This is a genomic window from Streptomyces sp. NPDC006208 (genome assembly GCF_040613775.1).
Taxonomy (GTDB): Bacteria; Actinomycetota; Actinomycetes; order Streptomycetales; family Streptomycetaceae; genus Streptomyces.
On the sequence record NZ_JBEXSW010000025.1, the window covers coordinates 65,492 to 91,303 of the forward strand.

At 69.3% G+C, this 25,812-nt stretch carries 21 protein-coding genes and 2 pseudogenes; 9 read left to right on the top strand and 14 right to left on the bottom strand.

Annotated elements, in window-relative coordinates; translation table 11 throughout:
• Window position 1 precedes the first annotated feature (1 nt).
• The 6 genes and pseudogenes from ABZ208_RS21450 to ABZ208_RS21475 form a co-directional block, all read right to left on the bottom strand.
• Entirely contained in the window at window positions 2-1,231 is a 1,230-nt protein-coding gene (locus ABZ208_RS21450) for an acyl-CoA dehydrogenase family protein (protein ID WP_356911051.1), read from the bottom strand.
• A 922-nt stretch (window positions 1,232-2,153) separates the two neighbouring features.
• Entirely contained in the window at window positions 2,154-2,837 is a 684-nt protein-coding gene (locus tag ABZ208_RS21455) for a TetR/AcrR family transcriptional regulator (protein WP_356911052.1), read from the bottom strand.
• Window positions 2,838-3,434: 597 nt separating this feature from the next.
• On the bottom strand, window positions 3,435-3,944 hold the full coding sequence (locus ABZ208_RS21460) for a hypothetical protein (RefSeq protein WP_356911113.1): 510 nt from the start codon (window positions 3,942-3,944) through the stop codon (window positions 3,435-3,437).
• Window positions 3,945-3,989: 45 nt separating this feature from the next.
• Window positions 3,990-4,738: pseudogene (locus tag ABZ208_RS21465) on the bottom strand (AMP-binding protein); the annotation flags it as partial.
• Window positions 4,739-4,804: 66 nt separating this feature from the next.
• Window positions 4,805-5,452, bottom strand: coding sequence for an HAD family phosphatase (locus ABZ208_RS21470; RefSeq protein ID WP_356911053.1), 648 nt, complete (start codon window positions 5,450-5,452; stop codon window positions 4,805-4,807).
• Window positions 5,453-5,543: 91 nt separating this feature from the next.
• The gene (locus tag ABZ208_RS21475) at window positions 5,544-6,749 is read right to left on the bottom strand and encodes an acetyl-CoA C-acyltransferase (RefSeq protein WP_356911054.1); all 1,206 of its coding nucleotides are present in this window, start codon (window positions 6,747-6,749) and stop codon (window positions 5,544-5,546) included.
• A gap of 377 nt (window positions 6,750-7,126) precedes the next feature.
• On the opposite strand from ABZ208_RS21475, the gene ABZ208_RS21480 reads away from it, so the two are divergent.
• The 6 genes from ABZ208_RS21480 (at window position 7,127) to ABZ208_RS21505 (ending at window position 15,649) form a co-directional block, all read left to right on the top strand.
• Window positions 7,127-8,014, top strand: coding sequence for an alpha/beta hydrolase (locus ABZ208_RS21480; RefSeq protein WP_356911055.1), 888 nt, complete (start codon window positions 7,127-7,129; stop codon window positions 8,012-8,014).
• Window positions 8,011-8,832, top strand: coding sequence for a hypothetical protein (locus ABZ208_RS21485; protein WP_356911056.1), 822 nt, complete (start codon window positions 8,011-8,013; stop codon window positions 8,830-8,832). Before ABZ208_RS21480 ends, ABZ208_RS21485 begins: the two co-directional genes overlap by 4 nt.
• 467 nt (window positions 8,833-9,299) lie before the next feature.
• Window positions 9,300-9,725 carry a hypothetical protein gene (locus tag ABZ208_RS21490; protein WP_356911057.1) on the top strand — a complete coding sequence of 142 codons (426 nt, stop codon included), beginning with the start codon at window positions 9,300-9,302 and terminating at the stop codon, window positions 9,723-9,725.
• Complete coding sequence (locus tag ABZ208_RS21495; RefSeq protein WP_356911058.1) at window positions 9,715-10,371, top strand: hypothetical protein; 657 nt, start codon at window positions 9,715-9,717, stop codon at window positions 10,369-10,371. The genes ABZ208_RS21490 and ABZ208_RS21495 overlap by 11 nt, the downstream gene beginning before the upstream one ends.
• Window positions 10,372-10,373: 2 nt before the next feature.
• Window positions 10,374-15,173, top strand: a complete 4,800-nt coding sequence (locus tag ABZ208_RS21500; RefSeq protein ID WP_356911059.1) for a putative T7SS-secreted protein — start codon at window positions 10,374-10,376, stop codon at window positions 15,171-15,173.
• A complete protein-coding gene (locus tag ABZ208_RS21505) occupies window positions 15,161-15,649 on the top strand; it encodes a hypothetical protein (protein WP_356911060.1) in 489 nt (162 codons plus the stop codon). The genes ABZ208_RS21500 and ABZ208_RS21505 overlap by 13 nt, the downstream gene beginning before the upstream one ends.
• Before the next feature lie 345 nt (window positions 15,650-15,994).
• Here the strand turns inward: ABZ208_RS21505 and ABZ208_RS21510 are convergent, their stop codons facing one another.
• From ABZ208_RS21510 to ABZ208_RS21520, 3 genes are all read right to left on the bottom strand, one after another.
• Window positions 15,995-16,369, bottom strand: coding sequence for a hypothetical protein (locus ABZ208_RS21510; RefSeq protein WP_356911061.1), 375 nt, complete (start codon window positions 16,367-16,369; stop codon window positions 15,995-15,997).
• A 162-nt stretch (window positions 16,370-16,531) separates the two neighbouring features.
• Window positions 16,532-17,149: a hypothetical protein gene (locus ABZ208_RS21515; protein ID WP_356911062.1), complete on the bottom strand. Its 618-nt coding sequence runs from the start codon at window positions 17,147-17,149 to the stop codon at window positions 16,532-16,534.
• Window positions 17,150-17,874: 725 nt separating this feature from the next.
• Window positions 17,875-18,825, bottom strand: coding sequence for a YafY family protein (locus tag ABZ208_RS21520; protein WP_356911063.1), 951 nt, complete (start codon window positions 18,823-18,825; stop codon window positions 17,875-17,877).
• Between the two features lie 65 nt (window positions 18,826-18,890).
• Here ABZ208_RS21520 and ABZ208_RS21525 point away from each other — a divergent pair, with 65 nt between their 5' ends.
• A complete protein-coding gene (locus ABZ208_RS21525; protein ID WP_356911064.1) occupies window positions 18,891-19,265 on the top strand; it encodes a VOC family protein in 375 nt (124 codons plus the stop codon).
• Between the two features lie 25 nt (window positions 19,266-19,290).
• On the opposite strand, the pseudogene ABZ208_RS21530 reads toward ABZ208_RS21525, so the two are convergent.
• Window positions 19,291-19,557: pseudogene (locus ABZ208_RS21530) on the bottom strand (IS630 family transposase); the annotation flags it as partial.
• A gap of 656 nt (window positions 19,558-20,213) precedes the next feature.
• A complete protein-coding gene (locus tag ABZ208_RS21535) occupies window positions 20,214-20,636 on the bottom strand; it encodes a YjbQ family protein (protein WP_356911065.1) in 423 nt (140 codons plus the stop codon).
• Window positions 20,637-20,721: 85 nt separating this feature from the next.
• On the opposite strand from ABZ208_RS21535, the gene ABZ208_RS21540 reads away from it, so the two are divergent.
• Window positions 20,722-21,810: an FAD-dependent oxidoreductase gene (locus tag ABZ208_RS21540; RefSeq protein WP_356911066.1), complete on the top strand. Its 1,089-nt coding sequence runs from the start codon at window positions 20,722-20,724 to the stop codon at window positions 21,808-21,810.
• 14 nt (window positions 21,811-21,824) lie between these two features.
• Here the strand turns inward: ABZ208_RS21540 and mltG are convergent, their stop codons facing one another.
• The 3 genes from mltG to ABZ208_RS21555 form a co-directional block, all read right to left on the bottom strand.
• Window positions 21,825-22,694 (bottom strand): endolytic transglycosylase MltG, encoded by an 870-nt coding sequence (gene mltG, locus ABZ208_RS21545; RefSeq protein ID WP_356911067.1) that lies wholly within the window; start codon window positions 22,692-22,694, stop codon window positions 21,825-21,827.
• Between the two features lie 93 nt (window positions 22,695-22,787).
• Entirely contained in the window at window positions 22,788-23,381 is a 594-nt protein-coding gene (locus ABZ208_RS21550) for a hypothetical protein (protein WP_356911068.1), read from the bottom strand.
• A 34-nt stretch (window positions 23,382-23,415) separates the two neighbouring features.
• A complete protein-coding gene (locus ABZ208_RS21555; protein WP_356911069.1) occupies window positions 23,416-25,224 on the bottom strand; it encodes an ABC transporter ATP-binding protein in 1,809 nt (602 codons plus the stop codon).
• 121 nt (window positions 25,225-25,345) lie between these two features.
• Here ABZ208_RS21555 and ABZ208_RS21560 point away from each other — a divergent pair, with 121 nt between their 5' ends.
• On the top strand, window positions 25,346-25,792 hold the full coding sequence (locus ABZ208_RS21560; protein WP_356911070.1) for a MarR family transcriptional regulator: 447 nt from the start codon (window positions 25,346-25,348) through the stop codon (window positions 25,790-25,792).
• The last annotated feature ends 20 nt before the right edge of the window (window positions 25,793-25,812 follow it).

The following is a 25,812-nucleotide window of genomic DNA, read 5'->3' on the forward strand; positions in this document are numbered from 1 at the left end:
CTCAGCTCACCGCTGCCGTGGCCGCGTCGCGGTACTGGCGCAGTTCCTGTTTGGCGATGGCCCTCTTGTGGACCTCGTCGGGACCGTCCGCCAGCCGCAACGTCCGCAGACCCGCATACATCATCGCCAACGGGAAGTCGTCGGTCACTCCTGCGCCCCCGTGCACCTGGATCGCACGGTCGACGATCTTCAACGCGATGTTCGGGGCGGCCACCTTGATGGCCGCGATCTCGGTGCGCGCTTCCTTGTTGCCGACCGTGTCCATCAGATACGCGGCCTTGAGCGTGAGCAGGCGGATCATCTCGATGTCGATACGTGCTTCCGCTATCCAGTCCTGGACATTGGACCGTTCGGCAACCGGACTACCGAATGTCACCCGTGACTGCGCGCGCCGGCACATCAGCTCCAGCGCCCGCTCGGCCGCGCCGATCGCCCGCATGCAGTGGTGGATACGACCGGGCCCGAGCCGGGCCTGGCTGATCGCGAAACCCTCACCCTCGCCCTTGAGTACGTCCTTGGCCGGCACCCGTACATCGGTGAAGTCGATTTCGGCGTGTCCCTCACGGTCCTGGTAGCCGAACACCGGCAGTCCGCGGATCACCGTGATCCCGGGGGCGTCGATCGGCACGACCATCATCGACTGCTGCCTGTGCGGGGCAGCGGTGGGATCCGTCTTCCCCATGACGATGAGCACCTTGCAGTTGCGGTGCAGGGCATTGGACGCGAACCACTTGCGGCCGTTGAGCACGTACTCGTCACCGTCGCGCTCCATCCGAAGCTCGATGTTGGTGGCGTCCGAACTGGCGACACGCGGCTCGGTCATCGCGAAGGCCGAGGCCATCGTCCCGTCGAGCAGGGGCTTGAGATACCTCTCCTTGTGCTCGTCGCTGCCGAACAGTGTGAGCACTTCCATGTTGCCGGTGTCAGGAGCATTGCAGTTGCACGCCTCGGAGGCGATATGACTGCGCCCCATGATCTCCGCCAGCGGCGCGTACTCGAGATTCGTCAGCCCCGGGCCCCACTCGGCGTGCGGGTGGAAGAGGTTCCACAGCCCGCGCCTCCGCGCCTCCGCCTTGAGTTCCTCGAGGATCGGCGGTTGGAAGTGCGGGTCACCCGACGCGCACATCTGCTCGTGGTACACCGCCTCAGCGGGGTAGATGTGCGAATCCATGAATTCGAGCAGATCCGCCTGGTACTTCTTGGCGCGGTCCGACGTCTCGAACAGGGACATCTGAACTCCTGACAGGTAGGGAGGGAAAATTCGGTGAGCGCTTGTCGAGGTGACGGGCCACGCCTTCCACGAAATCGGCCCCGCGGAAGGCCTGGAGCATGACGCCTTCCGCGCGGGTCACGGAATCGGCGTAGGTGCCGTCCGCGTCGCCCTGCAGTCGGCTCTTGATGGTGGCCATGGATGCCGGGGAGCAGCGCGTCGCCAGATCGGCGGCGTACGCGACGGCGGCGTCGACGACACTGCCGGTGGGGACCAGGTGGTCGAGGAGTCCGATACGCCTTTGTGCAACGTTCACAGCGAACCCTCTCCGTGGCCGAGAGTGCGGTGCCAGGGCACGGCCCCGAGATGGTGAGGCCGTGAGCGTCGTCCACCTGTATAATTGAATCCGACGTCAAGTTCAAGTATCCGGGGCGCGACGACGCGCGGAGAAGGCCCCCTGGTCCACCCCCAGTACGAGCGGCTCACCGAACGGATCGGCAGGGCTCGGGCCTACGGAAAACAGAAGAGGGTCAACGCCTTCGTCGAACGCGAAGGACGGCCACTTGGTCATGGGCGCCGGGCCGCGCGCCGTGCACCGATCGCGCACCGGCTCCACGCCTGCGACCTCGCCCGCCGGCTCCGTCGTCACAACTGGTGAAGTTCACCGGCTTCGCCGGAGCCTCGATGAGGGCTGCGGCCACGTGCCGTTCCCAGCCCCGCCGGTCAGCTCGCCCAGCCACCGGCGCGCGAAGGCCACACCCGCGGAGGAGCGGGTGAGGCGAGGTGAGGAGACGGGCAAAAGGGACCCGGCGGCACCACCCGAGTCAGGTCGTCGAGCGTGAAGGCTCACGCAAGCCGGTCTTCGCCGCCAATGCCGGGGCCAGGGTCGCGAACATTCGCCGGCGGCGGGGCTCCGTCCCGGCCGGGCTCTCTTGCCGGATCATCAGTGGCCGGGGAACCGCAGGGCGTTCGCCCAGAGCCGGGTGACTGTGGAGACAAGCTCCTCGAAGTCCACCGGCGCACCTTCTTCTTGCCCTTCGCCGCGCACGAAGGCGCTGTAGGCCATGACGCTGACCATGCCCGACAGCGCACGGGAGGCCATCAGCGGATCGACCTCACGGTCTGCGACACCCCGCGCCTGCAGGTCGGCGATGCCGCGGGCGTTGCGGTGGATGAACGCATCCGCGCGCCGGCTTCGGAACTTACGGAACTCCGGCTCCACTTGGGCGACCTGCTCAAGCAGTGCCATCAGCTTCGCGTTCCGTTTATAGGCCTCGAGATACGCGCGATTGCTCGCCTCGAGTACCGCATACGGATCGTCGGTACCCTGCACCCGGCCCATGCCGGGGTGCATCATGTCCTCCTGCGCCTCCAGCAGGACGGCGGAGAGCACCTCTTCCTTGTTGGCGAAGTAGGTGTAAAAGGATCCCGCCGCACATTGGGCCTCTTTGGCGATGTCGGCCAGGCGGGTGTCGAGGTAGCCGTCCCGCTCGAACACCTTCCGCGCGGCCTTCACCAAAGCGGCGCGTGTCCGCGCTCCACGCTTCGTCGTCGGAGGCTCGCGAAGTGGCGAGAGGGGCGCCATGGGAGGTGCCTTCTCGCTGTCCTCGGGCGCGGTGGTGTCCATCCCCCGAAGTGTACTTGAATCTGACGCCATCATCACAAATGGGGGTTCGCGGGCTCGGGGGAACTCCGGAGCCGGTTCCCGACCCGTCCCGTGGAGCAACCGAGGCGACCGGAGTCCAGGCGCCTGACCACGTGAGGATGCAGCGCCGTGGCCGTCCGCACCGTGGACGGTGACCGAGGCGTACCCCTACGGCGCGCGCCCGTTGCACCGGCGGGCGTCACGAGGGGTTCATTGACATCGGCCCGGCCGCCGAGAGAGTTGATGGTGATCGGCACCCTTGAACTCCACGACGGTTGCGGGGTCCTCCTCCAGGCGGGAATTGCTCTTGTGCACGATGAGTTTGCCGCGAACGGCGCGGACGGCGCCTCGGGACGGTCGGCGTCATGCTTGGCCAACTCCTGCATGTGCTGCAGCCATTCGCGCAGCACCGACTGCAACCGCGTATCGAGCGCGGGGAAGGAACCCGCAATGCCCGAGGCAGACGGGGCCATGACCGACTCCGATCGGACGCGATGAACATCGGCAACGCGACGACGGGCAGACGAAGCCGGTCCTGCAGGACGGGGCGCAGGCTCATGAGCAACTCACCATGCTTCGCTACTTCTGAGCCCGGCACATGTCGTCCGTCGGCGGATGTTCAGTGCCGCGGGCGGGTACGTCGCCGAGCGCGGGGTCGCGGGTCAGCGCCGTACGGTCGATGGAACGCTTGAGGATCTTCCCGCTCGGGCCCTTGGGCAGCGCGTCGACGAACCGGATGATGCGCGGGACCTTGTAGGCGGACAGTCGCTCTCGGGTCCAGCTCGACACCTCAGCGGCACCGAGCTCCGAACCGGGCCGGGCGGCGACGAGCGCGGCGACCTCCTCGCCGTAGTGGTCGTCGGGAACGCCGATCACGGCCGCCTCGATGATGTCCGGGTGCTCGTAGAGAACTTCCTCGACCTCACCGGGGTAGACGTTGTAGCCGCCACGGATGATCAAGTCCTTGATCCGGTCGACGATGCGCAGGTCGCCGTCCGTGTCGGTATCGCCCAGGTCGCCGGTCCGGAACCAGCCGTCGGGCGAGATCACCGCGGCGGTGTCCTCGGGGCGGTTCCAGTAGCCACGCATCACCGTGGGTCCCTTGATGTGGACCTCGCCGACGGTGCCCGGCGGGCACTCGTTGCCGTCGATGTCACGAACCTGGACCTGCAGCCGTGGGACCGCCCGGCCGGTGTACCCGGTCTTGCCGCCGCGGTCGATGTCGTTGAAGGTGCCGAACGCGGTGGTCTCGGTGAGCCCATAGCCTTCGAGGATGTACAGCCGAACCGGGCCTCGAAGGCCCGGGCGATCTCCCCCGGGAGCGACGCGCCGCCGGAGACGGCGACGCGGAGTCGGGCGAAGTCCGCCGGATCGGCGTCACCCGCCGCGTGCAGCATCGCGTTCCACATGGTCGGTACGCCGGCCATGATGGTGAGCCGGTCGCGGCGCAGCATCTCCAGCATCGACGCCGGGTCGAATCGGGCCAGCAACGACATCGAGCCGCCCACGGTCAGGGTCGCCATCATGACCGATGCCTGGCCGAACACGTGGAACAGCGGAAGTCCGGTGCCGGTACGGTCGGCGTCCGATCCGCTGCTGCACTCGGCGCCGATCTCCCCTGCGGACAACAGGTTCCCGACCGTGAGCTGGGCACCCTTCGGCCGCCCTGTCGTACCCGAGGTGTACAGGATGGCCGCGGTCTCATCGCGGTCCCGGTCGTCGACGGGGGCGGCGACGCCATCGTCACGAACCGCATACGGCAGCTCATCCGGGAACGATGCGGCCGGCGGCGGGACTGGAAGAAGGGTGCGTGCGTCCGTCCGCTTGGGCGGGCAGAGGTGGTACCGAAGTACATGAGCACCGCACCGGGCGGGCGCGAGCACTGCCGCTCGGCCCGCGGGCGGTGTCGATCCCGGGCATGACCGGTCCCCCGTCGATCGGTCGACCGGTCAGGCGGTGATCCTGAAGCGTTCGGCGAGTTGGCGGCGGGTGTCGGCGGCACCGGTGTGAAGCACGCCCCCGATTCCGATCCGCGCCGCTCCGTCGAGGTTCTGCCGCAGGTCGTCGATCATGACTGCCTCTTCGGGGGAGACGCCGAGTCGTTCACATGCGATCGCGTAAATCCGCCGGGAAGGCTTGCGGATCCCGACCTCGGCGGAGATGACGACCGCGTCGGCCACAGTGGCGAGGTCGACGCCGTCGTAGGTTCCGGTCCCGAAAGAATTCGACACCAGCGCAACGGGATACCCGGCGGCGCGGAGATCACCGAGCAGGGCGAGCATGTCCTGGTCGATCGACATTCCGGCTTGCATCCGGGCCGTGAGCCCCTCGGCGGGTACGTCGGCGCCGTGGGCACGGAGACGTTCGGCGAATCCTCGCTCGAAGGCTTCGGCGTCGATGCGGCCGCATTCGTGGTCGGCCAGGAGGGTGCGTGACGGCTGATCCCGGCTGAGGAGGTCCAGCGGCAGGCGCGGGTCGCCACCGAGTGAGGCGCCGAAGTCGGTGAACGCCCGCAACACACTGGAGGTGATGACCCCGCCGAAGTCCACGAGGACGGCGGTTCGGGCCTTTTCCACCACGCTCGACACAGTATTCACGCCCTCCCTCGCGGCCGGCTTCCCGCCGGCCCATGCGACCGCGACCGGCTTCCGACCGGCCGCGGCGACGACAGCCCTGGTCCGCCGATTCTCATGAGGACCGAACGACCTCGAACAGCCCGGCTGCGCCCATTCCGCCGCCGACACACATCGAGATCACTACATATCGGACACCACGGCGCTTGCCCTCGATCAGGGCGTGCCCCACCAGGCGGGCACCGGTCATCCCGTACGGATGGCCGACCGAGATTCCGCCGCCGTTGACGTTGAACCGCTCCGGGTCGATGTTCAGTTCGTCACGGCAGTACAGCGCTTGGGAGGCGAACGCCTCGTTGAGTTCCCACAGGCCGATGTCGTCGATGGTCAGATCGTGCTGCTTCAGCAGCTTCGGAATGGCGAACACCGGACCGATCCCCATCTCGTCCGGCCCGCAACCGGCAACGGCCATACCCCGGTATACGCCCAGCGGCTCCAGTCCGCGGCGTTCGGCTTCCTTCGACTCCATCAACACCGACACCGAAGCCCCGTCCGACAATTGCGAGGAGTTGCCCGCCGTCACGCTGGAATGCGCGGTCACCTGACCGTCCGGCAGCACCGGCGCCAACCCGGCCAGACCCTCGAGTGTGGTCGACGCGCGGTTGCCCTCGTCCCGGGTCAGGGTCACGGCCTCGTCCCGCACCTCCCCGGACTGCTTGTCCAGGACCTTCTTGAAGCTGGCGAGCGCGACGATCTCCTGGTCGAACCGCCCGGCCTCTTGCGCCGCCGCGGTGCGCTGCTGTGACACCAGCGCGAACTCGTCCTGTCGTTCCCGGCTCACGCCGTAGCGTTCGGCGACGATCTCCGCCGTCTGCAACATCGGCATGTAGACACTCGTGTGCTCGACCAGCCAGGGATCCGTCATGCGGTGGGTGTTCATGTGCTCGTTCTGCACCAGGGAGATCGACTCGACACCGCCGCCGACAGCGACCTGCATGCCGTCGCCGACGATCTGCTTGGCGGCCGTCGCAATCGCCATCAGGCCCGACGAGCACTGCCGGTCGATCGTCATCCCCGCCACGGAGTCCGGAAGTCCGGCACGCAGAGCGGCCTGCCGGGCGACGTTGCCACCGGACGACCCCTGCTGCATGGCGCAGCCCAAGATCACATCTTCGACCTCGCCCCCCTCGAGCCCGGCGCGCTGCACCGCGTGCGAGAGGGCATGGGCGGCAAGTTCCTGCGCCTGGGTGTCGTTGAACGCACCGCGGTACGCCTTCCCGATCGGCGTCCGTGCCGTCGAAACGATGACTGCTTCCCTCATGTCGCCTCACTGCTTCCTGTCGGTCCGGTTCGTCCGGGCGTTTCCGGGCTGGAATCCCGAGCTCCGTGAGCCGGAGTCGATACCGGTCGGGGCGCGATGCCGGTCGGCCGGGCTCGATACCGACCGGCGGTGTCGAACGCCCACCGGAGCGCTGTGAGCAGTCAGTGACCGTCCCCTCCGTTGCCGATCACGTGCGTCACGGCCGCAGGGTGACGGGAGCCGACCTCCCGAATCGTTTATAGTTGAATTCGACGTCAAGTTCAACAGGCGGGAGAGGGCGGGGCGGGGCCGCCGTTGCAGAAAGCGCGTGTTCTCGCCCTTGACAATCCCCACCCGCAATTTAAGCTGACCGACCAGTCGGTATGAAGAGGCGGATCGTGACCGAGCTGAGGATCTCCACCGCTGCGGGCGTGTTCGACGCAAACATGGCGGGTCCACCCGAGGGCCGCCCGGTGCTGCTGCTCCACGGCTTCCCGCAGACTCGGCTGGTGTGGCAACGGCAGATCGCGGAGTTGGCCGCACACGGCTACCGGGTGGTCGCACCCGACCAGCGTGGGTACTCTCCCGGGGCACGCCCCGAACGGCCCGCGGACTACCGCATGAACGTCCTGGTCGACGATGTGGTCGCGATCACGGAAGAACTGGGCTGGGGGTCGTACGACCTGGTCGGCCATGACTGGGGAGGCGCGGTGGCGTGGTGGACCGCCGATGCCCACCCCGATCGCGTACGCACCCTGACAGTTGTCTCGACCCCGCACCCCGGTGCTCTGGCGACCACCCTGCGCACCGACAAGGACCAGCGCGAACGATCGCAGTACATGATCGCCTGGCGCGAAACGCCCGCGACCGAAGAGCGCATGCTCGCAGGCGATGCCGAGGCGCTTCGCGCCACTTACGCCGGAAAGATCCCGCAGGCCAGTGCTGATGCCTACGCGCGGCACCTGTCCCAGCCGGGTGCTCTCACCGCGGCGCTGAACTGGTACCGCGCCGGCCGCCCCGACGGTGCGATCGGCGTCATCGAGGTGCCCACGCTGTATGTCTGGAGCACGCGGGACAGCGCGTTCGGCCCGGCGGCCGCGCGGGAGACCGGGCAGTGGGTCAACGGACCGTACCGGTTCGAGACCCTCCAGGGCATCAGCCACTGGGTCCCCGAGGAGGCGCCCGAGACGCTGAACCGCCTGCTGCTCGAACATCTGCGAGCGCACCGCGAGCCCGGAACCACAGCCAGTACCCCCTCTGTCGACTCTCAGAAGAGGACTCCATGAAAACAGCGCGAGCAGCCTGGCGCCGACTCGAGCCCGTACACGGCATGATCTACTTCGCCCCCGAGGCAAGGCGACGGTACGCGGACCTCGGACTGGGCGGACGCGCCGGGTACTTCGCCTCCCGGAGCGCCGCCTTCGGCCGAGCATCCGCTGAGCTGGTCATCTCGACCTTCTACAACTTCAACCCCGGTCTCGTACGGAAAGCGGTCGACGGGGTCTGGGACTCGGCGACGCCGCAGCAGGTACTGGACGCACGGCACGCCGCCGCGAGCGAGGCCCTGCGACGGGCCGGCATCCACGAACTCCCATCTTTGGACGAGGTCCTGACGCTGACCCGCAGGGCCGCCGACGCCGCCTGCGAACACGCGCAGGGCCGCCCGCTGTTCGCCGCGCATGCCGCGCTGCCCTGGCCGGAGGAACCGGTACTGCAGCTGTGGCACGCGCAGACGCTGCTCCGGGAGTTCCGTGGAGACGGCCATGTCGCGTGCTTGCTGAGCGAGGGCGTGGGGGGCTTGGAGGCCCTGGTGCTGCACGCCGCCACCGGTGACGTTCCCGTCGACTTCCTCAAGGGAAGCCGCGCATGGCCCGAGGAGAAGTGGGCCGACACCGAGGAGCGCCTGCGCACGCGAGGTCTCCTCGACGGCGACTCCCTGAGCCCGGAAGGCGTACGTCTGCGCCGGCACATCGAGGACCGCACCGACCGCCTGGCCCTTCCCGCCTACGCTGCCCTGGGTGACGCCGACTGCGAACGTCTCGCCGAACTCGCGAGCCCCTTCGGCCGCGCCGTCGTCGAAGCCGGCCTCCTCGAACTCGGCTGACCTCCGCCCTCACCCGGCACGGAGATCATCAGCGCCGGTTCAGCTGTCCGACGACGCCGAGGAGTCCCCTGTGACCAGGGCCCGAGCGGGTGCGGCAGACGACCGGGACGGGACGCAGGTTCTGCCCCGCAAGGCCCGGTCCGGCTCACCCATCCCATCCGGAACGAGGATGCGGCCGGGCGCTCCATGGCTCGCCGGCGCACTACCCGAGGTAGCTGAGCCGCACCTGACGGTCCGGGTTGTCGCGGTTGGTGTGCGCCAATCTCCGTAAGGACAACCCCGATCGTAGAGACCGCTTCACGGCCGGAAACCGGTGGTGTCCGCCCGTCGACCGCAGCGGGACATCAGCCGGAATCTCTCATGTCCATGAGGTCGGTGTGCCCGGAGCGAACCAGCGCGAGAACCGTCTGGCCCGGGATGCGCGTCCTGTTCTACGGTGCCATAAGCCGCGATGACGGGGAGGGTCCGTGGAGGAGCCCAGGACGGCGTTGGCCGAGCGGATGGCCGAGCAGCGGGCGGGGGTTGGGGATCGGCGGGCGCTGGTCGGTGAGATGCGGCGCTCGGTCCTTCTGGTGCCGACGGCCGACGGTGGTCTGTGGTCGGCGCGTTCGGGCGGCGTGCGGTGGATCTGCGGGTTCACCGACGAGGCCGCACTGGCCCGGTTCGCCCTCCACCACGGGCCGGGTGACCGGCCGATGGACTACGCGGCGCTGCTGGGCGCGCGCATCGTCGACGAGATCGTGCCCTCTCTGGACGAGCCCGCCGGCCTCGCCGTCGACATCGCCACCGAGGACGGGTCGATGTTCTTCCCGCCGGTCGTCGGCATCGTTCCGGACGCCGTCGCCGTCGACTCCGGTGAGGCAGAAGAGGGGCGGCGCGGCCATGGGCGGTGACGGAGCGGATCTGAACTTCGACAAGGCGTCTGTCACGAGGTTCACCAAGGGCGTGGGCGCGACCATCGACCAGCTCGGTGAACTCGGGGGCGCCACCGGTTCGGTGATGGGCAAGGGCTTCTCGGAGCTGTCGATGACCGGGATGGAGGCTGGTCACCACGGCTTCTCGGTCGAGTTCGAGGACTTCTGCGAGCGCTGGGAGTGGGGTGTGCGTGCCCTGGTGAGCGACGCCGGCGCGATCGCGAACCGCCTCGGCCTGGCGGCGGGCACCCAGTGGGAGCACGACCAGTACGTCGAGGGTGCACTGAAGGTGGGCGTCAACTCCGTGATGGGCGGCAACCCGCACGCCACTGAGGAGGAGATCACCCAGCAGGACTGGGGCGACGTGTTCACACCGGACTACCTGAACCCGGACTGGAGCGCCGAGTCGTGGGACAAGGCCGGTCAGGAGATGGAGCAGACGTGGAAGGACACCGGCCGCACCGTCCTCACCGAGGGCCAGGGCGGCCGGCAGTCGGAGATTCTCAACGACGCGCTCGGCATATCGGACGACCAGTGGAACCAGGCGCTGGACGACACCTTCGGCCCGTCGCCGGAGGAGCGCGCCCAGCAGGCGCAGCAGCAGGGTGAGTCCGGGGGGAACTGACCGTGGGTTTCGGCGACTTCATCAGTGACATCACGCCCGACTCGGTCGAGGACGCGGTCGAGGACGGCGTCGAGTGGGTCGGCAACCGGGTCGAGGACGCCGGGAACTGGACTGCCGACCGGCTGGACGACGTCGGCTGGGAGTCCGGTGCGGACTGGGTGCGCGAGCAGTCCCGTTCGGTCGCCAACCGGATGGGCGCCGAGGTCGACGAGATGGACCTCGGCCAGACCGAGGACCAGACCAAGCTGGTCTACGGGAGCCCGGACAAGATCCGTTCCACCGCCAAGAAACTCCGCGCCTTCCAGAATTCCTTCGACGACGCGGGCCAGGGGCTCAAGGGGCTCGACTCCTCCCGGCTCAAGGGCGAGGTGGCCGAGGCGCTGCGGGCCGCCGTGCGCACCCAGCCGCCCAAGTGGTTCACCGGTGCCGACGCCTGCGAGAAGGCGGCCTCCGCGCTGGAAGCGTTCGCCGGCACCGTGGTATGGGCGCAGAACCAGGCGCAGACGGCGATCGACATGTGGAAGGAGGGCGTCAAGGCCTCCCAGGACGCGGCCGACGCGCATCGCAAGAGGATCCACGACTACAACAGCGCGGTCGACCGCTACAACGCCCAGCCGGCCGACCAGCGCAACCCGTCCACGCTCCCGCCCTGCCCCGCGCCGACATTCGCCGATCCCGGCAAGAAACTGATGGAGGACGCGCAGGACATCCTCGCCCAGGCCCGCACGCAGCGGAACACGGCCGCGGAGACCGCGCGCACCGCGGTCGCCGCCGCCCGCGACAAGGCCCCGGAGAAGCCGTCGTACGCCGAGCAGTTGGGCGACGGGCTCCAGGAACTGCAGATCATGGGGGACCACGTCGGCGGCGGCATCATCAAGGGCACCGCGGGGCTGGTGAACTTCGTCCGCCAGGTCAACCCCCTGGATCCGTACAACATCACGCACCCGGCCGAGTACGCCACATCCCTCAACAGCCTCGCCGCAGGGCTGGTGGTCGCCGCCAACGACCCTGTCGGCACCGGCAAGCAGATGATCAGCGACTTCATGAAGGACCCGTACGAGGGCTTCGGACGTCTGCTGCCCGACGCCGCGCTGACCGTGGCCACGGGCGGAGGCGGCGCCGCGGTGAAGGGCGTGCGCATCGCCGCGGACATGGCCGACGCCGCGAAGGCGCGCAAGCTGGTCGACAACGCCCCGGACGGCACCCACAACCGCCCCGACGCGACTCGCACCGTCGTCGGCACCGACCCGGTGGACCTCGCCTCCGGCCGGATGTTCCTGCCGCAGACCGACCTCGTACTGCCCGGTACGCTTCCGCTGGTCTTCACCCGCCGTACCGAGTCGGGCTGCACGGCCGGCCGGTTCCTCGGCCCGTCCTGGACGTCCACCGTCGACGAGCGTCTGGAGATCGACGCGGTCGGCATCGTCCACGTCACCGCCGAAGGGCTCCTGATCCCGTATCCGCACCCGGTCCCCGGCGCGCCCAGCCGGCCGGAGACGGGCAGGGCCCGCACCCTGCTGGCCCGCGACGCCGACGGCGACTACACGGTCACCGACCCCGACACGGGCCTCACCCGCCACTTCACCGCCCCGTCCGGCAGCGAGCCGGGCGGCGACGGCATCGCCTGGCTGGAGCGGACCGAGGACCGCCACGGCAACTCGTGGGCCGTAGAGCGCACCGAGGACGGCGTCCCGCTCGCCCTGACCTGTTCGGCGGGCCGACTGGTCACCATCGCCGTGAGGGACGGCCTGGTCACCGGCCTGTCGTTGGCCGGCGCGGGTGAGGGCGGAGCGGACCTGCCGCTGATGTCCTACGGCTACCAGGACGGCGACCTCACCACCGTCACCAGGCCCTCCGGCGCCGTCACCACCTTCGTCTACGACGACCGCCGTCGCGTCATCGCCTGGATCGACTCCAACGCAAGCCGCTACGACTACGTCTACGACGACCGCGACCGCGTCGTGGCCGAGGGCGGCGAGGCCGGCCACGTCCAGATCACCCTGGCGTACACCGACCCCGACCCTGACACCGGCCACCGCACCACCACGCTCACCACCGCCGACGGCCACGCCACCCACCACCTGATCGACAGCCGCTGCCGGGTCCTGGCCACCACCGACCCACTCGGCCACACCACCCGCTTCACCTACGACGCGCGCGACAACACGCTCAGCCGCACCGACCCACTCGGCCGCACCACCGCCTTCACCTACGACGAGGACGGCCGACTGCTCGGCGTCACACGGCCCGACGGAAGCGAACTGCGTACCGTCCGCGGTCCGTTCGGGCTGTCCACGGAGTTCCGCGGGCCGGACGGCGCCCGCTGGCTCCAGGAGTTCGACTCCCGCGGAAACCGCACCGCCGTCACCGACCCGGTCGGCTCCACCACCCGGTACGCCTACGACGACCGGGGCAGGCTGACCACCGTCACCGATGCTCTCGGCGCCTCCACCACCGTGCGCTGCGACGCCGCAGGCCTGCCGGTGGTGGTGACCGACCCGGCCGGTGGCGTCACCCGGCTGGAACGCGACGCCCTGGGCCGGACGGTGCGCACCACCGACCCGGTCGGCGGCGTCACGCGGTTGGAATGGACCGCGGACGGCAATCTCGCCGGCCGTGTCGCCCCCGGTGGTGCCACCGAGTCGTGGACCTACGACGGAGAGGGCAACCGCCTCACCCACACCGACCCGATCGGTGGCGTCTCCCGCTTCGAGTACACCCACTTCGACCTGCTCACCGCCCGCACCCGACCCGACGGCGCCCGCCACACGTTCGAACACGACGCCGCCCTGCGGCTCACCAAGGTCACCGATCCGCACGGCCTCACCTGGAACTACCAGTACGACGCCGCCGGCCGCCTCTTCTCCGAGACCGACTTCGACGGCCGCACCCGCGCCTACCGCTACGACGACGCCGGGCAGCTCACCGCCCGGACCGACGCACTCGGCCGAACCGTCTCCTACGTCTACGACCAGCTCGGCCGGGCGGTCCGCAAGGATGCCGCCGGTGAGGTGACCACCTATGCGTACGACAGGGCCGGACGTCTGCTCCAGGCGTCCGGGCCGGACAGCGAGGTCGCCTATGTGTACGACCGGCGCGGAAGGATCAAGACCGAACTCGTCGACGGCCTCGCCATGAACTACGCCTACGACACCCTGGGCCGTCGGGTTCGCCGCACCACCCCCACCGGTGCGATCACCGAGTACGGCTACGACGCCGCCGGCCGTACCGCTCGCATGACCGCCGGCGGCCGCGAGATCACCTTCACCCATGACGAGGCCGGACGGGAACTGGAGCGCGTCTTCGGCGGCGCACTCACCCTGGCTTCCGCGTGGGACGAGGCCGGACGGCTCTCCGCCCAGCACCTGACGGTCGGCGACCGCTCCCTCAACCACCGCGGCTACTCCTACCGCGCCGACGGCCATCTCGCCTCCCTGACCGACGAGTTGTCGGGCCTCCGCACCTTCGATCTGGACACGGTCGGCCGGGTCACCGCCGTCCACGCCCAGGGCTGGACCGAGCGGTACGCCTACGACGCCGCCGGCAACCAGACGGCGGCCTCCTGGCCCGGATCCCACCCGGGTCATGAAGCCACCGGCCCGCGTGCCTACGCCGGCACCGCCGTCACCCGGGCCGGCGACGTCCGCTTCGAACACGACGCCCTCGGCCGTGTCGTCCTCCGTCAGAAGACCCGCCTCTCCCGCAAGCCCGACACCTGGCGCTACGAGTGGGACGTCGAGAACCGCCTCACCTCCGTCATCACCCCCGACGGAACACGGTGGCGGTACCGCTACGACCCGCTGGGCCGCCGCACCGCCAAGCAGCGCCTCGCCGCCGACGGCGAGAGAGTCGCCGAGGAGATCCGTTTCTCCTGGGACGGCGGGACCCTGTGCGAACAGACGGTCCACACGCCGGACCTGCCGCACGTGGTCGCCCTCACCTGGGACCACCGCGGCTTGATCCCGCTGTCCCAGACGGAACGCCTCCTCACCCCGGACGCCCGCCAGGAGGAGATCGACCGGCGGTTCTTCGCCATCGCCACCGACCTCGTGGGCACGCCCACCGAGCTGGTCGACGAATCCGGCGAGATCGCCTGGCACGCCAGGAGCACCCTCTGGGGCACCACCGCCTGGACCCGCTCCACCACCGCCTACACCCCGCTGCGCTTCCCCGGCCAGTACTACGATCCCGAAACCGGTCTCCACTACAACCTGTTCCGCCACTACGACCCGGCGACCGGCCGCTACACCTCCCCGGACCCCCTCGGCCTGGCACCTTCGCCGAACCCGGTCGCCTATGTGCACAACCCGTTCACCGTCTGCGACCCCCTCGGCCTGTCGCCCTACTCACGGTTCAAGGGCCTGGGCTGGCTGACCGAGAAGCAGCTCGAACGCCCGTCGTTCCGGTACCAGCGGCTCGTCACCGACCAGAGCTACGAGCAGCAGTGGATCCTGCCGGACGGTCGGGAGGTGCACGTCGACGGCGGCCCGCGGGACGGCTGGGTCACCGAGGCCAAGTGGACCGGCGGCGACAACCACGCCGAGTGGGAGGCGTCGCCGTACAACCCCGATTTCGAGTTCTACAACGAGACCCGGATCACCACACAGACCGAGAAGCTGCTCGCCCTCAACGACGATCTCGGGGGCAAGGGAGTTCGCTATATGGTGTCCAATGAATGGGGTGCCGCGCATGTGAACGAGGTGCTGTCCAAGGCCTTCCCCGAGGCCTACGCCAGTGGGCAGCTGAAGGCGTATCACGTGCCCGGCAACGGCATGAGTGGAATGAGTTCATGGCTGCAGTGAACGCGATGCTGGAAGAGCTCCGGGGCCTCGTCCCGCTGACCCCCGAAGGCGCGGCGGCGAGGTTCACGGCCCAGGAGTGGGCGCCCGGGGGCAAGCCCCGCGACGGCGTGGAGACATCCTGGCGCAAGGACGGCATCCGGGGGTGGATCCAGATGTTCCGCAGCGGGGCGGTCCGTGTCTCGTTCGCCGTCTGGATCCGCGATGTCGACGAGTCGGGTTACTTCGACGACCTGGACGCCGTTTACGAAGAGGGCGAGCGGGTGCTGGCGGGGTTCGTCCCCGAGATCGAGGAATCCCCGCTCGCCGGCCACCTCGCCGAGGCCGAGCAGACGGCGGCGGACAAGGACGAGTTCATCGCGGTGCGGAAGTGGGTCCTGGACGGCCGGGTCCTGACCGCCGGTGTGGTCCAGCAGGACACCGATCTCCCGGTCATGGTCGTGGTCGCGCTGGAGGAGCCCACGCCCGTCTCCGCGTGACCCCGTTCCACCGGACCTCCTGAGTGGCGCAAGCCACCCAGGACAGGGGCCGTAGGCGAAGACAGGGATGAGACCACCAAGGCGTCCAGCGGGAGTTCGTCCCGCATATGGCGCGTCCTGCCGGCCGACGTTCATCCGCGAGTACATGGCCAGGACGAACCCACAGGCCCACCCGACCAGGTGCGGTCTTCGAGCGGGAGCTGGTCCGGCCGGGGGTCGGTGAAGTTGTCGTCGACCAGGTCCGGCGGACGCGGCGCCGACGGCTCCGTAACGGTCGTGCGACGCCGCCGACCTCGGACGACGCTGGGGTCATCCCCTGTGGTGGTGCGCACCCGCGCCACCGACTCATCGCACGGCATACCCGTCCCACAGCGGAGCGCCGGCCTGGTCCAGCACCTCTGCCACGACCGTCGCGAAGACATTGGTCTCCGCGACGATCGCCTGCTCGGCGGCCTCGGTCAACGTGCGGTGCAGCCCGGGGGCGGCCGCAGCCAGCCGCCGCGACAACCACTTGCCTCCGCCGAGCCAGTGCCCGCCGATCAGCAGGAGCAGCTCCGAGGCACGCTGCAGTATGAGCGAAATCAAGTGCGCCCGCTCGGCAGGGTCCGCGCAACCACGCAGGTCGTCGAGCAGGTCGGTCAGGACGTACCGCTGGTAGTCGCGGCGGCCCTGCGGCGCAACGCACTCGCGCCTCGGCCTGGAGCGATGCGCCAAGCCCATCCGCGTCCACCAGGAGCATGCCGTCGGTACATATCGCGAGCAACGGCGAATTCCGCTTCGCGGTCTCCTGGTCGGCGAAGCTGCGCCAGACAGCCTCGGTTTGCACGAACAGCTCCACCGGCCAGCCGCAGTGCACGAGGTTCCGGGTGGCCTTGCGGCCGCTCAGAGGTACGGGCCTGCAAGAAACATCCACGGAACGCCTACGGCCAACGGCATCAGGCCCAGGACCCACCACATCTGGTGCCGGGGTTGCCGGGAGAAGGAGAACGACAGCACCGCCGCGCCTGCGACCAACGCCGCATATCCCACGTACCACCCGCGCTCCATGGCGGCGCGCCCCCACAGACTGATACCGGCGCTTTCCAGTTCCTCGCCGACCGCCGCCCCGGTGTATTGGTCGCCCCACGCCGCCGTCACGAACGCCGCCTGGCAGGTCGCCAAGCCCACGAGCGAAAGGAGCAGGAGCGTGGGGAAGCGCTCCTCCATCGCATGACGCGTGCGCCACAGCAGGTAAATCACCACGGCGACGATCGCCGGTGAGATTGAACCGAGATAGGCCGCCGTATAGAGCTTCGTGTACGCCGCATCTCCGGCCGCTGCGGAAGGCGTCCCGCTGGTGGCTGCCGCACCGAGCATTTCGGCGCCGTCAAGGAGCTTCCAGGTCTCGGGGATCACCACGAACAGGAGTAGCAGCCATATTCCGATCGCCGCACCGACGAGCCACCGCTTCGCCTTGACAGTGAAACGATGGAGATCGAGCACCTGGCCAGGCTTGTCCATGAGCGGATGATAGCCAGAGTGCTGGGCGGCGATCCGAGTCCGGACCGGCCGGCCTCTGGCGGCGTATAGCAGCGCAGTACCGCAACCCAGCACCTGTCACCGTCCGGTAGCGTCCCGCGGGGGCTGTGAGGAGGCCGGTATGACCGACGCTGACCGAGTCGGCCAGAGCTACGGATCAGGTGATGCCCACGAGAGGGGATGGTGCGCGGTCGGCTCTGGCAGGTCGTCTGCTGGCCATCGACGAAGCCCGACCGTCGGTTAGGTCCCGGACGATTCTCCGGGCCGCCCCCAGACAGGCCGGGGATGCAACCATTCCCTTCAGAGCTGGAACCCTCGGAAGCCGACCGCGCGCTTGAGACCCTAAAGGCGGGCACTGACAACGGCCGCATACGTGATTGGCCGTTGGGCACGGAGAGGATGCGCCAGCTCCCGCACTCACGGCCGGCTTCGTTCCCGCGGCATACGGTATGTGCATGAACGAACGCTCAAGGGAAGTGCTGTCCGACCACGTGAATGGCTGGCATGGGCGCAGAACTACGCCGAAGTTGCCGATCCATTGAAAACGCTGCCGAGCATGCCTCACGTGCGTACGCCCGAGGCCGAGGAACTGAAGCCCTACCTGATTGGTTGGAGCCCCTACGGGCCAGAGGCACAGACCGACTACAGCGTTTCAAGGTGAGGAGCGGTGAAGTGACTCCGTCTCTTCGCCTTGGTGTTCGTCGCTGTCAGCGGTTGGCTGTCAGGAGAGCGTGGGCGTGGCGGATGAGTGCCTGGCGTACCTCGTCCGGGGACAGCACTGTGAGCGGTGTGGCCAGGCTGATGAGGTAGGCGGCGAGGCGGTCGGTGCTGTTGCCGCCGATCTCGACCACGGTGGCTTCGGGGCCGTCAGGGTTGTGTGTGCCGATGGTGGGTGGAATTTTTTGCAGGGCGCGGTCGAGGGGGAGCGGAAGGCGGATCGTCGTGTATACGGGGTAGACGACGCTTGCGATCCCTCGGGAGACCAGTGCTGCGGCATCGGGCGGATCGGTCAGGTCGGCTGGTTCGGTGGTGGGGCGTACGCTCACCACCCGGTCGGCGCGGAAGGTGCGCCATTCCTGTTTGGTGACGTCCCGGGCGACCAGGTACCAGCGAAGGCCGGTGTGGACCAGGCGGTATGGGTCTACGGCTCGCACGGAGGCCCGGCCGGTGTGGTCCCGGTAGGAGAGGGTGGTGCGCAGTGTGCTGTGGCAGGCTCGCGCCAGTTCCAGCAGCAGAGGTGTGTCAATGTGCGGTTCGCCGGAGCGGGGGGTGTGTTCGAGTGTGCCGTCCAGTGTGTTCAGCTGGTCTGCGAGGTGTGTGGGCAGGCTCTGGCGGAGCTTGAGCAGCGCGGAGAGGGCGGCTTGCCCGGTGCCGAGGACTCCGCTGAGCGCGGCCTCGCGCAGGGCGACGGCGACGGCCAGGGCCTCCTCGTCGTCCAGTACCAGCGGCGGCATCCGGGCACCGGGGCTGAGCCGGTAGCCGCCCCAGGGGCCGGGCGCGGATTCGACTCCGTAGCCCAGGTCCCGCAGCCGGGCGATGTCCCGGCGGACTGTGCGGTCGGTGACCGCCATGCGTTCGGCCAGTTCACGGCAGGTCCATTCGGGGCGCACGGACAGCAGCGACACCAAGCGCAGCAGACGGGAGGAGGTCCTGATCACAATCCCCCAGTGTTCCGTATGACCAGGACGCGTCCTGTCAGGGTCATGGCCTACGGTCCGGTCCCATGAGCAACCCAGAGATCCGTCTGCTTTCCTTCGACTTCGACTGTCCTGACCCGGCTGAGCTGGCCCGCTTCTACGGCGATGCCCTGGACCTGCCCGTGCTGTACGACAGCGACGACTTCGTCCTGCTGGGGCGGGAGGGAGCCTCGGGGCTCGGCTTCGTCCGCCAGACCGGCTTCCAGCCTCCGGCCTGGCCTGACCCCGCCCACAGCAAGCAGGCCCATCTCGAACTGGGCGTCGACGACCTGGACGCCGCGCAGGAGCGGATGCTCGCCCTGGGCGCCGTCCTGCCTTCCTTCCAGCCGCGGCCCGACGTGTGGCGGGTGCTCCTGGACCCGGCGGGTCATCCCTTCTGCCTGTCGACACACGGAATCTGAGCCCGTCCCGCACTGCCTTCGGCTCTCAGCGTGCCGGTGGCGGAAGGCCAAGGGAGAGTCCGGTTCCGGTGAGGAACCCGTCAAGGATGTCGGGGCGGTACTGAAGCCGTTTGAGCCGGTTGCGGACGAGCGTGACGAGTCTGTCCAGTGCGACGCCGGCGAGGTTCGCGAGGCTGCGCTTGACGTGGGCCCACAGGGACTCGACTGCGTTGAGCTCCGATGCGTACACGGGCAGGATGAACACCGTCAGCCATTCCCGCGCGCCGATCAAGGCGCGCATCGCATGGGACACGGCCGGGCCGGGACTTGAGGGGTAAAGCCGGCGCATCAGCCGGGTGGCCTCGGAGACGCTGCGTACGGCGGTTTCCCCTTGGGGCGGCCCGCGACGCGCGTATCTTCTTCGTGGCGTCGCGGTTGCGCCGCTGGATGGCGCGCAGTTCCATCTGCGCGCCCCATGCCTCGATCATGAAGCGGTTCTCGTCGTTCGGGGCATCGAGGTGCCAGACGCCTTCGTGCCCGTAGGTGACGAGGAGCTTGCCCTCGTCGCGCATCGTGCAGCCGGTGTTGAGGCAGTCGACCACCTTGCGGCCGAGCCGGTCGACGGCCGCGGCGACGGGCCCGTCGTACCTGCCCCGCTCGTCGCGGAGCCACGGGCCCAACTTGGGCCGTCACGGGTTCCGTTGCGCCCGAGACCTCCCAGTCATCGGCCCAGCCGATGATGTGACCCCCGATGGATGCGGCGGCTGAGAGAACATCGTCCCTCTGGCGCTCCGGCGACGACGTGGCCGCCTTCATGCGGGACAGCCGGCGTACTCCGAGCAGGCACTTTCCGCAGCCGTCGTACGGCTGCTCGGTCTCGCCCATGGTGGTACCGCGCATCTTTCTCCCGTTTCGCCGGAGCGTAAGGAGATTTGACGGCCACAGTCAGGACGATCTTGATCGGCTCGATCAACCCAGGAAGCTCAGGCGCACCTGACGGTTGGGATTGTCTCTATTGGTGTCGACCAGGCAGACGGACTGCCACGTGCCGAGTTCCAGGCGCCCCCCGAGCACCGGGAGTGTGGCGTGCGGCGGTACCAGGGCTGGCAGGACGTGGTCGCGGCCGTGGCCGGGGCTGCCGTGGCGGTGCTGCCAGCGGTCGTCGGCGGGGAGCAGCGCGTGCAGGGCGGCCAGCAGGTCGTCGTCGCTGCCGGCGCCGGTCTCGATGACGGCCACCCCCGCCGTGGCATGCGGCACGAACACATTGAGCAGGCCGTCCCGTCCCTCCGCGTTCTTCCTGAGGAACCGCTCGCAGGCGGGGGTCAGATCGGTCACCGTCTCGTCCGAACCGGTGGTGAGGCTGATCGTCGTGGTGATGAAGGGTCCAGGCATGGGGCCATCCTCTCGCTCCCGCCGCGCGATCGTGCGCATCCGCCGGCGCGGGAAGATCCCGGGAACCCGCCCTGTTGGTAGAACCGTGAACAACTTCGGGGTCCGCGAGACGGACGTGGTCGTCATCGGCGCCGGACAAGCGGGGCTGTCCAGCGCCTACCACCTGCGGCGGGCGGGCCTGGCGTCCGGCCGCGACTTCGTGGTGCTGGACCACGCCCCGCGGCCCGGCGGCGCCTGGCAGTTCCGCTGGCCCTCGCTGACGTACGGCAAGGTGCACGGGATGTACGCCCTTCCGGGCATGGAGCTGAACGGGGCCGACGACACACGCCCGTCCTCCGAGGTGATCGGCGAGTACTTCGCCGCGTACGAGGAGCGCTTCGATCTGCGCGTGCGACGGCCGGTCGATGTGACGGCCGTACGAGAGGGCGTGGGGGGCCGGCTGCTGGTCGAGACCTCCGAGGGCGCCTGGTCCGCGCGGGCCCTGATCAATGCGACCGGGACCTGGGACCGGCCCTTCTGGCCGCGCTATCGGGGGCAGGAGACCTTCCGGGGACGGCAGCTGCACACCGCGCACTACCCGGGGCCCGAGGAGTTCGCCGGACAGCGCGTGATCGTCGTCGGCGGCGGGGCCTCGGGGACGCAGCATCTGATGGAGATCGCCGAGGTCGCGGCCGGTACGACGTGGGTGACGCGACGGCCCCCGGTCTTCCGCGAGGGGCCCTTCGACGAGAACGCAGGCCGGGCGGCGGTCGCCATGGTGGAGGAGCGCGTACGCCGCGGCCTGCCGCCGCAGAGCGTTGTCTCGGTCACCGGGCTGCCGATGACCGATGCGGTCCGGCGAGCCCGGGCGAACGGTGTGCTGGACCGGCTGCCGATGTTCGACCGGATCACCCGGACAGGCGTGGCCTGGGACGACGGACGAACCGTCGAGGCCGATGTGATCCTCTGGGCGACCGGCTTCAGGGCCGCGATCGACCATCTGGCGCCGCTGCGGCTGCGCGAACCCGGTGGAGGTATCCGGGTGGAGGGCACCCGCTCGGTACGGGACGCCCGCGTCCACCTCGTCGGGTACGGGCCGTCGGCATCGACGATCGGCGCCAACCGGGCCGGGCGGGCCGCGGTCCGCGACATCAGGCACCTGCTGGAGCGCGGCCGCGAGCCGGCGGTCGTCTGAGGGCCGCGGCGCACTCACCCAGGAGTGCCGGCCCGTTCCCGGTTGGCGTTGAACTCCTCGACGTTTCGCTGGTGTTCCTCGTAGCTGCTGGTGAAGCGGGTGTCGCCCGGCCCCACGGTGACGAAGTACAGCCAGTCACCGGCAGGCGGCGCGATCGCCGCGCGCAGCGCGATCTCGCCCGGATTGCCGATGGGGGTGGGCGGCAGCCCTTTCTGCGCGTAGGTGTTGTACGGGCTGACCAGCCGGGTGTCCTTGGCCGTGGTGTCCACGGTGCTGCGCCGCAGCGCGTAGTTGAGGGTCGAGTCCATCTGCAGCGGCATCGCGCGGGCGAGCCGGTTGTGGATGACCCGGGCCACCTTGCCCATGTCGGTGGGCGTGTCGGCCTCCGCCTGGACGATGCTGGCGATGCTCACCGCCTGATACACGCTCAGTCCGGTGCGGCGGGCGGGCTTGAGGATGCGCTCGGTCCCGAAGCGGGCGTGGGCGGTGTTGACCATGAAGCTGAGCATGCTCTTCGGGGTCGTCCGCGCGTCGATCGGGTACGTGGCCGGGAACAGGTACCCCTCGGGGTTCTCCTTGGCCTCGGCCGGCAGCTTCAGCTTCATCCGGGCGGCGGTCCTGCCCGTGGTTCCGGGCGGCACCTCCAGGGCTTTGTCGACGGCGTCGTACACCTGCGTGGCGCGCCATCCCTCGGGGACGACCAGCGACTTCGGAAGCGGCTCGGTGTCCTTGGTCTCCCTGAAGTCCATGATCAGCAGCGGCACCAGCACCGCGGCCGCCGTCACCAGGGCCGCGCTCACGATCAGTACCACCCGGCCGCGGCGGGTCAGGCGGAATCTGCGCCGTCGGCGCCCGAGCCGGTCCAGCGAGGGCTCGTTCGTCATACGAGCACGCTAACCCGGCGGACGCTCTGATTCCGGAAAGCGCCGCCGCTCCCCGCCCCGTGGCAGCAGCGGCGCCTTCGGTGTGGGAGGCGGTCAGCGCGAGAACGGTGGCAGCGCGGCGAACTCGGGAGCCACCTGTACTGCTTCGGCGAGCGCGGCTAGCGTCCGCCGGACCCGGCTGAGCGGATGGTCGGGGAACTGGGCATCCCACTGGGCGTGGTCGGCGGCATGGAACGGCAGTCCGCCCTGCACCTCGGGTGCGTACGGGTGGGGGCGGAAGTAGTTGTCGTGTCCGACCTGGGCCATGACCATCGCCTCGCGCATCCCGGTCGTCCCGCGCTCGGGGGCCTGGATCTTCACCACCGTGCTGCACTGGGCACGGGGCACGGTGAAGCTCCCTATGAATGCCTGACCGGAGGGCTGTCCGGGCAGCGGCAGCTTGAGTATCTGGCGCAGCGCGGGCAGCGGGCCGAGCGACTTGACGGTTGCCTCGATCAGGCCGCCGCCCGCCTCGGCGGTGTAGCGGGTCAGTGCGGCGCGCAGTGCGGGTCCGTCGTCCAGCGAGGCGGGCAGGTCCGGAGGCAGGTCGAAGAAGTGCAGCGACAGCACATCGCCTTCGTCGCTCGCCCAGACGTCATGGTCGACGAGCCGGTAGCCCGGCAGGTCGACTCCGATCAGTGCTCTCATGGGCCGCGATCATGCCGCACGGTGCCCGGGTGTGTCAGGGGGTGGCGGGGGCCAACTGGGCGTCCCTGCGCACGAGTGCGGCATATCGGCCGTCCCGGTCCAGCAGTTCCTGATGGCTGCCGCGCTCGGCTATCCGGCCCGCATCGAGCACCACGATCTGGTCCGCGTCCCTGACCGTGGAGAGCCGGTGGGCGATGGTGATGGTCGTCCGCCCCTGGGAGAGCGCTTCGATGGCCTGCTGCACCGCGTGCTCGGTGCGGGTGTCCAGGGCGCTGGTCGCCTCGTCGAGGATGAGGACGGGCGGATCACGCAGGATGGTGCGGGCGATGGCCAGCCGCTGCTTCTCGCCGCCGGAGAAACGGTAGCCGCGCTCGCCGACCAGGGTGTCGTATCCGTCGGGCAGGCCCGCGATGTGGTCGTGGATCTGCGCGGCGCGGGCCGCGGCGTGGATCTCCTCGTCGGTGGCGTCCGGCTTTGCGAAGCGCAGGTTATCGGCGACGGAGGCATGGAAGAGATAGGTCTCCTGGGAGACGACCCCCACGGCCCGCGCGAGAGTGTCGAAGTCGAGATCGCGCACGTCGACGCCGTCGATGGTGACCCGGCCGCCGGTGACGTCGTACAGCCGCGGCACCAGATAGCTCAGGGTGGACTTGCCGGAGCCGGTGGGCCCGACGACGGCTAGGCTGCCGCCCGCGGGCACGGTGACGTCGATGGAGTCGAGTGTCGGGCGCAGTTGCAGGGGGTCGTAGGCGAAGTCGACGTCCTCGAAGTGCACTTCGCCGCGGATCTTGTCGAGGGCGACGGGCCTGTCGGGCTCGGTGATGTCCACCGGCAGATCGAGATACTCGAAGATCCGCTGGAAGAGCGCGAGCGAGGTCTGCATCTGCACTCCGGTGGAGAGCAGGCTCACGGCGGGCCGGAACAGACCCTGCTGGAGGGAGACGAAGGCGACGAGCGTGCCGATGGAGATGGTGGGGCCGCCGGTCCGGAGCGCGAGTCCCGCGGCCCAGTAGATGACGGCCGGCATGGCAGACATGACGATTCCGATGGTGGCCATGCGCCAGCGACCGGCCATGCTCGAGCGCACCTCGAGGTCGACCAGGCGCTCGGACTCGTCGGCGAACGACCGGGTCAGCGAGTCGGCGCGGCCCATCGTCCGGCCGAGCAGGATGCCGCTGACCGAGAGGGACTCGGTGACGGTGGCAGCCATCGCGGCCATCTGCTTCTGCCGCTGCGTGGTGATCTTCTTTCGCTCCCGGCCGACGATACGGCTGATCCACACGAACAGCGGCAGGAGCAGCAGCGAGACGGTGGTGAGCCGCCAGTCCAGCGCGAGCATGGCGACGACCGTGGCGACCACGGCGGTGAGGTTGGAGACCAGGGAGGTGGCGGTGGAGGTCACGGTCGCCTGCATGCCGCCGATGTCGTTGGCGATGCGCGACTGGACCTCTCCGGTGCGGGTCCTGGTGAAGAAGGCGAGCGGCATGCGCTGCAGCTGGGCGTAGACGGCGGTGCGCAGGTCGTGCATCACACGCTGGCCGACGGTGGTGGAGATCAGGGTCTGGAGCACGCCGAAGACGCTGGTCATCACGGCCGTCACGATCATGCCGAGGGCGAGCAGGCCCAGCAGCCCCGTACGCCCTTGCGGGATCGCGGTGTCGAGGATCTCACGCAGCAGGAACGGCGAGGCGACCGAGACGAGTGACGCGGCGCCGACGAGCAGTCCGACGACGGCGAGGCGGCCTCGGTAGGGGCGGAACAGCCGGAGAATGCGCCGCACCTGCGCCGGGGGCTGGTCGGGTTTCCTGGGCGGCGGTGTCCAGTCGGGGTCGTGGGGGCGCAAACGGGCTCCTTCGGAATCGGCGTCGCGGGCAGCGGCTCATGAGAGCACAGCACAAACCTTTGCGAGCTTAGCTCACTGTTACCTTCCTTCACAATGAGCGGACTCCTGATATTGTTCCCGTATGAGCACACCCGACGCCGACGGCCTGCTCGCCGAACAGCTGCTGCGGCTGACCCGCCGGCTCCACCGCAGCCAGAAGCGCCAGCTGGAGTCCGCGGACATCGCCATCACGCCCGCTCAGTCGCGCCTGCTGCGCACGGTCGCCCACTTCGAGAGCCCGCCGCGCATGGCCGATCTCGCCGACCGTCTCGAGGTGGTCCCCCGAGCGGTGACCAGCCTGGTCGACGGTCTGGAGGCCGGCGGCTGCGTGCGCCGGGTCCCCGACCCGACCAACCGCCGTGTGATCCGCATCGAGATCACCGACACCGGCCGCACCACACTCCGGGCGCTGCGCTACGCGCGCCGCGCCGCCGCGGAGGACATCCTTGCTCCATTGACCGCCGATCAGCGCGAGGTGTTCGGCGGGCTGCTGTCCACCCTGGTCGACGGGCCGGGGCCGCGCTGCTGACGCCGCCGATGGGACCGTGA